Origin of the sequence: Chloracidobacterium sp., from assembly GCA_016715795.1 — a bacterium.
Lineage (GTDB): Bacteria > Acidobacteriota > Blastocatellia > Pyrinomonadales > Pyrinomonadaceae > OLB17.
On the sequence record JADJXP010000002.1, the window covers coordinates 1535164 to 1545000 of the forward strand.

6 protein-coding genes, 2 rRNA genes and 1 pseudogene (1 of these 9 only partly in view) are annotated in these 9837 nt (G+C 53.0%); 4 read left to right on the plus strand and 5 right to left on the minus strand.

Going from position 1 to position 9837, the window contains the following annotated elements:
- Positions 1–20 precede the first annotated feature (20 nt).
- Entirely contained in the window at positions 21–1718 is a 1698-nt protein-coding gene (locus tag IPM59_12010; protein MBK9216301.1) for a M20/M25/M40 family metallo-hydrolase, read from the minus strand.
- Positions 1719–1843: 125 nt separating this feature from the next.
- Here IPM59_12010 and IPM59_12015 point away from each other — a divergent pair, with 125 nt between their 5' ends.
- Positions 1844–2521, plus strand: a complete 678-nt coding sequence (locus tag IPM59_12015; protein MBK9216302.1) for a tetratricopeptide repeat protein — start codon at positions 1844–1846, stop codon at positions 2519–2521.
- A gap of 8 nt (positions 2522–2529) precedes the next feature.
- Here IPM59_12015 and IPM59_12020 read toward each other — a convergent pair whose 3' ends face one another.
- Positions 2530–3453, minus strand: a complete 924-nt coding sequence (locus tag IPM59_12020; protein MBK9216303.1) for a hypothetical protein — start codon at positions 3451–3453, stop codon at positions 2530–2532.
- A 174-nt stretch (positions 3454–3627) separates the two neighbouring features.
- On the opposite strand from IPM59_12020, the gene IPM59_12025 reads away from it, so the two are divergent.
- From IPM59_12025 to IPM59_12035, 3 genes are read left to right on the plus strand one after another with little or no spacing between them, the layout of a single operon-like run.
- The gene (locus IPM59_12025) at positions 3628–3915 is read left to right on the plus strand and encodes a BrnT family toxin (GenBank protein ID MBK9216304.1); all 288 of its coding nucleotides are present in this window, start codon (positions 3628–3630) and stop codon (positions 3913–3915) included.
- Positions 3902–4186: an antitoxin gene (locus tag IPM59_12030; protein ID MBK9216305.1), complete on the plus strand. Its 285-nt coding sequence runs from the start codon at positions 3902–3904 to the stop codon at positions 4184–4186. Before IPM59_12025 ends, IPM59_12030 begins: the two co-directional genes overlap by 14 nt.
- A 6-nt stretch (positions 4187–4192) precedes the next feature.
- Positions 4193–5095, plus strand: a complete 903-nt coding sequence (locus tag IPM59_12035) for a hypothetical protein (protein ID MBK9216306.1) — start codon at positions 4193–4195, stop codon at positions 5093–5095.
- On the opposite strand, the pseudogene IPM59_12040 reads toward IPM59_12035, so the two are convergent.
- From IPM59_12040 to IPM59_12050, 3 genes and pseudogenes are all read right to left on the minus strand, one after another.
- Positions 5044–6194, minus strand: a pseudogene (locus tag IPM59_12040) (IS3 family transposase). The gene IPM59_12035 and the pseudogene IPM59_12040 overlap by 52 nt on opposite strands.
- A gap of 328 nt (positions 6195–6522) precedes the next feature.
- A 5S ribosomal RNA gene (gene rrf / locus IPM59_12045) occupies positions 6523–6638 on the minus strand.
- 217 nt (positions 6639–6855) lie between these two features.
- Positions 6856–9837: ribosomal RNA gene (locus tag IPM59_12050) — 23S ribosomal RNA — on the minus strand (it continues 661 nt past the right edge of the window).

Consider the following 9837-nt stretch of genomic DNA (forward strand, 5'->3'; position numbering starts at 1 on the left):
ATCAAATAATCACTCTAGCTTTACGGTCGCGTTGCCGGCGACGGCGTCGGTGATGGCCGAGGCGGACCACCAGCGTCCGGGATCGACGGCATCTCATCGGCCTTGAACCGTGGGAGCATTTCATCGCGCATCGCCAGGGCATAGACGGCGGTCGCGACAATGACGGCAGATTTCTTTACGTCGTCCTCGATGATCCGCTCGTAGGTATCGAGATTCGTATGCCAGGTGTGCGAACCATATTCGATCGGGTCCTGCATCACGCCAATGCCGGGCAATCCGCCGTTATTGAACGATGTATGGTCTGTCCCGCCGAGGCCGCGGTTCTTTGTAGAGACGACACCCATGAACCCATACTCCTCAAATCCGTTCAGGGCATCACGGAGGATGGTTGCAGCCTCGGGTGGGCCGAATACCGTCATCCCACGAGCCCGGCCCGTGCCGCTGTCGATATTGAAGTAGCCGCCAAATTTGCCATAGTCCGGCCCCGGAGCTTCAGCCGATCCAAAATGCCGCTTGACATATGCTTGCGAGCCAAGCAAGCCCTGCTCCTCACCACCCCACAGAGCAATCCTAACGGTTCGTCGCGGCTTTACGCCGACTGCCTTAAGGATGCGGGCGGCTTCAAGCATGATCGCCGAACCGATCGCATTGTCCGTCGCTCCGGTTGCCGAATGCCACGAATCAAGATGGCCGCCAAGCATGATGACCTCATCCTTCTTGTCCGTGCCCGCGATCTCGCCTATGGTGTTGTAGCTCGTCACGCCGTCGGGCACGAGCCGATTCCGAATATCAAACTCCAGGCGCACCGGCTGTTCACTCGCCAGCAAACGGGTTACGCGGCCGAAGTCCTCATTACGCATGACCACCGTCGGCGGAGCCTTGGTGATATCGAACGTCCGGTTATTGAATGCGCGGATCTGCCCATGCTCGCGTCCGGCATCGTTAACACGGAGGGCTGCTCCATTCTCTATCAGGAAGGCATCAAGCGCGGCGTCGATCTCGCGGCCCGATAATGCATTCGGACGCGGCGTCACGCCCTGGCCGCCCGGAGGGCCAAAGAAGCCACCGCCGCCGCAATCCTGCGGAGTCTTTGTCGGGTCCATCCTGCATTTTGCGACATCATCGGCAATACGCTTGTTAGGCGGGTCGATGGTCACAGGGATCACGGCCGGCTTGCCGATAAATACGACCTTGCCCGCCACTGCTGTTTTCATGGAGTCGAGGTAAGCCGTCAGTTCCTCACTGGTCGGATTTTGCATCACTTTTGGATTCTCACTAGATGCAAACTGTGGAACGATCAGATTCACCGCGTCCGCCACGACCACGCCTTTGGTCGAGGGCGTCCATGCCAGCACCTCGAACGTTAGAGTATCCTGGACCGGCTTCTGCATCAGGCCCACCGCTCGCTCATTGACCCAGCCGGGGTGCCCGAATTCCCATGGCTCAAGTTCCGCCTTATCAAATCCCCACGACAGCATCTCGCGCGCGGCCCATTTTGCCGCCGCGACATGGTTCGGGCTGCCCGTCAACCGCGGCCCGTAAACATCAGTAAGATAATGCATTGTGTGCATTATTTTCGAATTCTCCATGCCTTCCTTTCGAATCGCGGCATAGACCTCGGCTGTTTTCGCGTCCTGCGCTACCAGGGAGGCCGGGGCGATGAATGAGAAGAAAAGCGACGCCGAGATGACGGCGGTAAACATTTTGGTCATTTTCATTGTTCTCGTTTTTTGCGGTTCGATCCGCGAATCTTCAGGATTATACAACGTAGAGGAAAAAAAGGTTTCGTTTCGCGAAAAACCGCCGCGAATCGACGTTTTATTCGTCAATGGAAACTTGGACGATGCTTAGATATGCGTGTCTTCTGCTTGTGTGCTTTGCCTCTGCCGGCTCGGTCGTGACCGGGCAGACGACCGCTGACGACTATTTTAATCGCGCGATCGACCGGCAAAAAGAGGGTGATATCAACGGTGCGATCCTTGATTACACAAAAGCGATCGAGATCAACCCAAACGACGACGATGCCTACAGCAATCGGGGCAATTTGAAAAAGAAAAAGGGTGATCTCGCGGGGGCTCTTGCCGACTTTAACAAGGCCATCAACATCGATCCCGGGAAGGCCGCCCCGTGGATAAATCGAGGTATCGTCCGCTTCCGGCAAGGCAACTACAACGGTGCAATTGCTGACTACGACAAAGCGATCGAACGTGATCCGTCGAATTCGTCCGCCTACTACAACCGCGGCAACGCCCGCCACACCGCAGGCGACCTAAACGGCGCCATCACCGACCTGACTAAAGTCATCGAGCTAAACCCCAAACACGCAAGGGCTTACAACAATCGCGGCAAAGCCAAATTCGACCTGAAAGACCTGACGGGAGCGATAGCTGATTTCACAAATTCGATCGAGATCGACCCATCAAATGCGGATGCCTACCGCAACCGCGCCTCCGCGTACCGCGCGCAGAACAGATCCACGCTCGCCACTGTCGACGAACAAAAGGCTCGTAGCCTGAACTAACTCGGTCTTTATCTACTCTTAACGCTCTCGATTACCCACCGCGACAGCCGCTCGTCGGGAAGCAGGCCCTGCGTCGGCATCGCATATTCGAGGCCTTCGAGGCGTGTCTTGACGCCAGCCTCTATGCCGCCGTAGGAAAGCAGCAGCGGCACGATCAGGACGCGATTCCCCTCTTTTGTGGCTCGCTCAACAACAGCCCGCAGCTCAGCGGCAGCATTTGAACGTATCGGCTCAGGCGCGTCGTCGCGAACCGTAAGATACTCGATTCGCTTGAACTTCTTCTTCGGCTTCATCTGCCCGGCGAGCGAAGCCATATCCGCCAGCCACTCGGCATTCTCCGCATCCGAAACCGGCCCGTGAGCTACGATCACCACAACCTCTTTCTTTGGCTTGCTGCTGATCGATTCCGCCCGCGATGTCAGAATTTCCGCAACAAGATGATGCCGGTCCAGAGCCGCGACCATCCGGATTGGCACCGTCGATTTGACGGGTGTGGTTGGATCGAATGACTTATCCGCCGTCGCTTGTGCCGCATGAGCATCGTGCGAACCGTGATCGTGCCCCATCTTCGCAAACACCGCCAACGCCGCCGGAGCTTCCTTTCGCAAACCGAGCAAATGCTCCGTCGATGTGATGACCGAGCTGTGCGACGAAACAAACAACGGAACCGCAACGATCTCTTTCACGCCCCGAGCCGCCAACTTGTCCACCGCCGTCTGGATATTCCTCTTACTCGCCATCCCAAACGCGATCTCAACCGGATACTCACCATCAACCGCCGCCCCGATCTTCTTGACCTCATCATTCCAATTCTGCTTCCCACCATGCGCAAGCAGCAGAACGCCGGTCGTCGATTTCGCGGATAGCCCCACCACGTGATGGTCATGCTGCGCAGAAACCACCGACATACCGCCCAGAATGAGCAAAAGCATGAAAACTGATCTGGTAATCAACGCTGACAAATTATCTCTCTTCATAAATGAAAACCACTTTCAATAATATTATCGCCGACGATGTCTTTCCGACAAAATGACGCAGATCATATTAGGCGAGGTCCAGCACAAGGATGTTGCCAAAAGGCACACATTTCGCTAGAATGAGTTTCGGTGAAGTATTTCGCTTGGAATGCGGAGAAGAATGAGCAGCTAAAAGCTGAGCGAGGCATTTCGTTCGAAGAGGTTGTTTTTCACATTGAGAACGGCGATCTGCTTGATGAGGTCGATCATCCAAATCAGCGGCGATACCTGCATCAGCGAATGTTCGTCGTTAAGATCGGCGAATACGCTTTTCTCGTTCCGTTTGTACAAACGGGCGAAGAAACGTTCCTAAAGACGCTCATTCCGAATCGAAAGGCGACCAGGATGTACTTAGGTGATTCAGATGAAGAAGATTAAGTTGGACAAAGAAGAACAGGAAATAGTCGACTCATTCGAGCGTGGGGAATGGCGGTCGGTTCCCAATTTTGCGGAAGAAAAGAAAAAAGCCGAGAAAGCCGCGGCCGCAACGTTCAAGAAGGACCGCCGCGTGAACATCCGCATCTCAACCAAAGACCTGCACGGCCTGCAAAAGCGTGCCCTCGAAGAGGGCATTCCCTATCAGACACTCATCTCTAGTATCCTGCATAAGTACCTTGCGGGCAGCTTGGTCAATAACGGTCGTAGCTAGTATCTAATGTCGGTCAAAGAGACAATCCGATTTGCCCAAGAAAATTTCGGTTCGAGCGAAGGCTTGCCGGACGGGCATGAACGCTCTCCTGTACCAGATTGGCTGGACGGGCGGGCGGAAAACGCTTTTCCAATTGATCCAGCCGATGATATCGAGATTGAAACCGACGATGGCGACGGCCTCGTCGGAAATGCTGACAAGTCTGTATTTCCAGTAATCGACAGCCTTGCGTACTACCTGCCGTTTCATTTCTATAAGTCCGATTGGGGGATCTACATACGGGCCTTCGGAATTCAGAGATTAGCCTGCGAACTCGCCAGCCCGAGACGACCCGTTGGCGTCACGGCACTGAAATCGGCGTTTCGCATCTTGCTAGAGCATGAACGAATGCACTTCCTTTGCGAACTTGCAGCATCACGGATTGAAGTTGTAGTGAGTAATGCGACGTACAGCCCGTACTTTCGAGATAAGTCCGCCGGAGAACACGAAGAAGCAATTGCCAACGCAGCGGCATTGATGAAGAGTGGAACTCGGGACGCCCAACTCAAAGCCGCACACGATTTCATGAAACGCCAGGGGAGCGGTTACTCCGATTTCGACCAGTGGCTTGACGTGAAATTTCCGATTGGGAAGCGCACAGCCGTGTCAAATATGCTTGCTCTGAATAACTACTCCAATCGCCCGGGCGAATTCCTTTTAGATCTGGGAGAGCGGTATTCTCCGCCAATGTACATCGTGATTGACCAACCGGCTCCGTGGTTACGGGTGATCAAGCCGTTCCGTGAGGATCATGGGCTACAAGTGTTTGTCCACGCAGGAAACGAACACAAACCTCCCCACTGTCCAGCCCCCTGTTTTTACCCCAGGTGGAAAGCTAGTGTTTTTGGTCTAACTGCCGTCGGATCGTGATCGAGTTTGGTGGCAGCCGAGCCAGAGGCGAGGCTGGCAGCAAACTCGGCGGGTGTGAGATAGCCAAGCGACGAATGCGGGCGCGTCGTGTTGTAGAATTTCCGCCAGCTTTCGATCACTACCCGTGCTTCCCACATCGAACTGAACCACCTTTGGCCCAGCAGTTCATCGCGCGACTTGCCGTTAAAGCTCTCGCATTTGCCGTTCTGCCAAGGCTTGCCCGGTGCGATGAACATCGGCTGAATGTTGTTTGCCGAGAGCCATTCGCGGGTCGCCCCGGCGATGAATTCAGCGCCGTTGTCCGAGCGGATCATCTGAGGGCATCCTCTCTCGCGGCAAACCCGCTCAAGCACCCGTCTCACGCCCCTCGCCGTGATCGATGATGCGACCTCGACCGCAAGGCATTCCCTCGTGTATTCATCAACCAGCGTCAGCATCTTCAGCTTTCGCCCCGAAACTGCCTGATCGAATACAAAATCGTAAGTCCACACCTGGTTCGCCTTCTCGGCCTTTGGAACGATCATCTGCACGTCCTGACGCCGTCTTTTCGGCCTTTTCCTCGCAAGCGCGGCTTCAGCTTCTTCCACCAGCGATGCACACGCTTGATGTTCACCACCTCTCCGGCCCGTCGCAGCATCGCCCATATCCGCCGATACCCGAATCGCGGATAAGCAAGCGCCAGCTCCTTTATCCGCTCTGAGATCGGGTCAGGTGCTCGCTCTCGCCGCTCGTACCGATAGCTCTTTCGCTCCAACTCCAACAAAGCACACGAAAACCGCTCGCTCACGCCCGCACCGATCATTATCCTCGCTGCCTCTCGCCGGTCCGACACGCCTACCACTTTTTTTTAAGCACCTCTTTGATCGCGTCGATCTCAAGATCGCTCAGCCAGCAGACGCTTCAACCGTGCGTTCTCCTGCACCAGCGTTCGGTACTCCCGTACCTCCTCGACATCCATCGACCCAAACCGCTTCTTCCACCCGTAGAACGTCGTCTCGTGCACTCCCTTCTCACGGCAATATTCCTTAACGCCTTTCCCGCTCGCCTCCGCCCCTCGCAAGATCCCCACGATCTGCTCTTCCGTATACTTTTTCCTCATTGCAAGAACCTTCCTCCATTCTATTTGATTCTTGCTTTCCACTTGGGGTAATTTTACGGGAGCAGGTCACCACATTCATGTCGATTTTAAGGATAGATTTAGTGGAAAGAAGGGAAAGAATAATCGATTTGAATGGGACTCTCTTGACCCCGTCAAACGAGGAAACAGTCGTCGAGGGACAAACCCAAACCGCCACCAGAAAAAGGCTCTGGAACGTTATGCGGAGCAACATTACAACGAAATTGATGCGGCCGTGAAGAGAGTAACTTGGAAATAATGTCGCAAACGACAAAAGCCCGCTCGATTGAGCGGGCTTTTGTTGAAATAGATCCGGCGGCTTCCTACTTTCCCACACCTGAAAGGTGCAGTATCATCGGCTCCAGTAGGCTTAACTGCCGTGTTCGGGATGGGAACGGGTGTGACCCTACCGATACAACCACCGGAAAACTTTAGTTAATGGTGACTTATGAGTGGTGAATGATGAGTTCAAATTCACCATTCAGCGTTCACCATTCACAATTTTCAAAAACCTGATCTCTGGTAACTGAATACATTGCTGTGCTGATCGAGAGCAGCCAACCGTTGTTCATTGGTTAACTGATCGTTGTTCACTATTCACTACATGCGTTGCTTGAAATAAATTTGCTTGTAAACAAGATTTATGGTCAAGCCTTGGGACAATTAGTATTGGTCAACTAAGTACATTACTGCACTTACATCTCCAACCTATCAACGTGGTGGTCTTCCACGAGTCTCACTGGCAATACTTATCTTAGGTCTGGCTTCACGCTTAGATGCATTCAGCGTTTATCCATGCTCCACATAGCTACCGAGCGATACCGCTGGCGCGATAACTCGTACACTAGAGGTGGATCCATCCCGGTCCTCTCGTACTAAGGACAGATTCCTTCAATATTCTTGCGCCCCACCAGATAGGGACCGAACTGTCTCGCGACGTTCTGAACCCAGCTCACGTACCACTTTAATCGGCGAACAGCCGAACCCTTGGGACCTTCTTCAGCCCCAGGATGTGATGAGCCGACATCGAGGTGCCAAACCCTGCCGTCGATGTGAACTCTTGGGCAGGATCAGCCTGTTATCCCCGGCGTACCTTTTATCCGTTGAGCGACGGCACTTCCATAAGCGACCGCCGGATCACTAACTCCTACTTTCGTACCTGCTCGACGTGTATGTCTCGCAGTCAAGCTGGCTTATGCGTTTACACTCTGCGGCTGATTTCCAAACAGCCTGAGCCAACCTTCGAGCGCCTCCGTTACTCTTTAGGAGGCGACCGCCCCAGTCAAACTACCCGCCTGATAATGTCCCTGGCCCGGATAACGGGTCGAGGTTAGAGTCCAAACAAGCAAAGGGTGGTATCTCACCTGTGGCTCCACGAAACCCGAAAGTCTCGTCTCAAAGCCTCCCACCTATGCTGCGCATTACTTGCCCGAAATCACTATCAAGTTGTAGTCAAGGTGCACGGGGTCTTTCCGTCTAGATGCGGGAAACCGGCATCTTCACCGGTACTACAAGTTCGCTGTGCCCCTCGTTAAGACAGCTCTCAGATCGTTACGCCATTCGTGCAGGTCGGAACTTACCCGACAAGGAATTTCGCTACCTTAGGACCGTTCAATTTGTTACTCATCTGTTAGGATGGGCCTGGACGTCTCCGCCAGACTCTGCCTATCGCTAAGCAGTTCGGACTATATCATCGCTATTACTAGCGCCCGGCATGTAGTCTCTGAGGATTCAACTCGATCGAGTCTAATATTTGTTGATCGGAATAGCGGCGTTTGCCGCCGTCATTCATATCTTTTCGAATAAGAAGAATGCGTTTGATGCCGCCCGAAGTTAAATGGTCTCCCGATGTCATCAATTCACTGATCTGCTTGAACTTGGCGAAATCTCTCTTCTTCTTAGCCGACAAAAATCGAAACTTTTGAAAGAAAGGAATTACGTTTTGGTTAATTGCATTCAGATTATCAACCTGAAAGTACCAAACGCCATCGCCTCGATCTCTCAACGTGCCGCAACCCAAGTGCCTCTTGAACAATGCCAAGATAACCTTGTCTCGCTGCGAGACATTGAAACATAAAGATATTTTCCAAGGGATCGTAAAATCCGGCCGCGGCCTGAACGAGACGTTGAAGCTTCCTTCGCCATCCGCAAAGCCGGCCAGATAATGACCGATGTCCACTGGAATTCGATCTACAAAATCGCTCATATGAGTTGTCTTTCCTGCTGATTATCCGCACCGAAGGCATTGTCACTGCTCATCATTTATGAGCGAGTAGCCTCGGATACTAACCGGACTTTCCAGCATTTAGCCAGGTTTATTTACGTAACTACGACACTTGCGTCTTGCGACGCCGTCCTAATTGATCTTCATAGTTACGGCCGCCATTCACTGGGGCTTCGATTCGCAGCTTCGCTTACGCTAACCACTCCTCTTAACCTTCCAGCATTGGGCAGGCGTCAGCCCCCATACGTTGTCTTTACAACTTTGCGGAGACCTGTGTTTTTGCTAAACAGTCGCCTGAGACATTTCTCTGCGACCGTGTTCTTGGTGAACACGGCTATCCTTCTCCCGAAGTTACGGATACATTTTGCCGAGTTCCTGAACGAGGGTTCTCACAAGCACCTTAGAATTCTCATCCCACCTACCTGTGTCGGTTTGCGGTACTGCCAGTGGAGAGTGTATAGATGAACGGGAATTTTCCTGGCAACTGGGGTCAACAGCTTGTTCCGGACCCGAGGGTCCGTACTTTCGTCCGTGTATTTAGCCTGATGCAGCCCGGATTTGCCTAAGCTGCGGCCTATTTACTTCAACGGCATCCATCAGCCGTCCTGCCTACCCTGTTGCGTCAACCCACATCACACTCCCTTGGTTCCGGAATATTAACCGGATCGCCATCGACTACGCCTCTCGGCCTCGCCTTAGGAGCAGACTAACCCTGCGCAGATTAACTTGACGCAGGAAACCTTAGGTTTTCGGTGCGCATGGTTCTCACATGCGTTATCGCTACTAATGCCGACAAAGTCTTTTCTGATCGCTCCAACGCTCCTTACGGAAAACGCTTCACAGCTACAGAATGCTCGCCTACCATGAATAAATTCATCCAAAGCTTCGGTGGATAGTTTAAGCCCCGTTATATTGTCGGTGCAGGGCTACTTGACCAGTGAGCTATTACGCTTTCTTTAAAGGATTGCTGCTTCTAAGCAAACCTCCTGGCTGTCAGTGCTTCCCCACTTCCTTTTCCACTTAACTATCACTTCGGGACCTTAGCTGTTGGTCTGGGTTCTTTCCCTCTCGACTACGAATCTTAGCACCCGCAGTCTGACTCCCGGACAGAAATTTATGGCATTCGGAGTTTGATTGAATTCGGTAACCTTGTGAGGCCCCTAGTCCAGTCAGTGCTCTACCACCACAATAATAGATCCGAGGCTATCCCTAAAGATATTTCGGCGAGAACGAGCTATCACGGAATTTGATTAGCCTTTCACCCCTAGGCACAGGTCATCCAAAAAGTTTTCAACCTTAACTGGTTCGGACCTCCACGTGGTGTTACCCACGCTTCATCCTGCCCATGCCTAGATCATCCCGTTTCACGTCCAGATACCACAGACTAAGCGCCCTATTCAG

Bases quoted from the DNA above. Each gene is read 5' to 3' on its own strand.
- IPM59_12010 (MBK9216301.1), bottom strand. From the start codon at position 1,718: ATGAAAATGACCAAAATGTTTACCGCCGTCATCTCGGCGTCGCTTTTC.
- IPM59_12015 (MBK9216302.1), top strand. From the start codon at position 1,844: ATGCTTAGATATGCGTGTCTTCTGCTTGTGTGCTTTGCCTCTGCCGGC.
- IPM59_12020 (MBK9216303.1), bottom strand. From the start codon at position 3,453: ATGCTTTTGCTCATTCTGGGCGGTATGTCGGTGGTTTCTGCGCAGCAT.
- IPM59_12030 (MBK9216305.1), top strand. From the start codon at position 3,902: ATGAAGAAGATTAAGTTGGACAAAGAAGAACAGGAAATAGTCGACTCA.
- IPM59_12035 (MBK9216306.1), top strand. From the start codon at position 4,193: ATGTCGGTCAAAGAGACAATCCGATTTGCCCAAGAAAATTTCGGTTCG.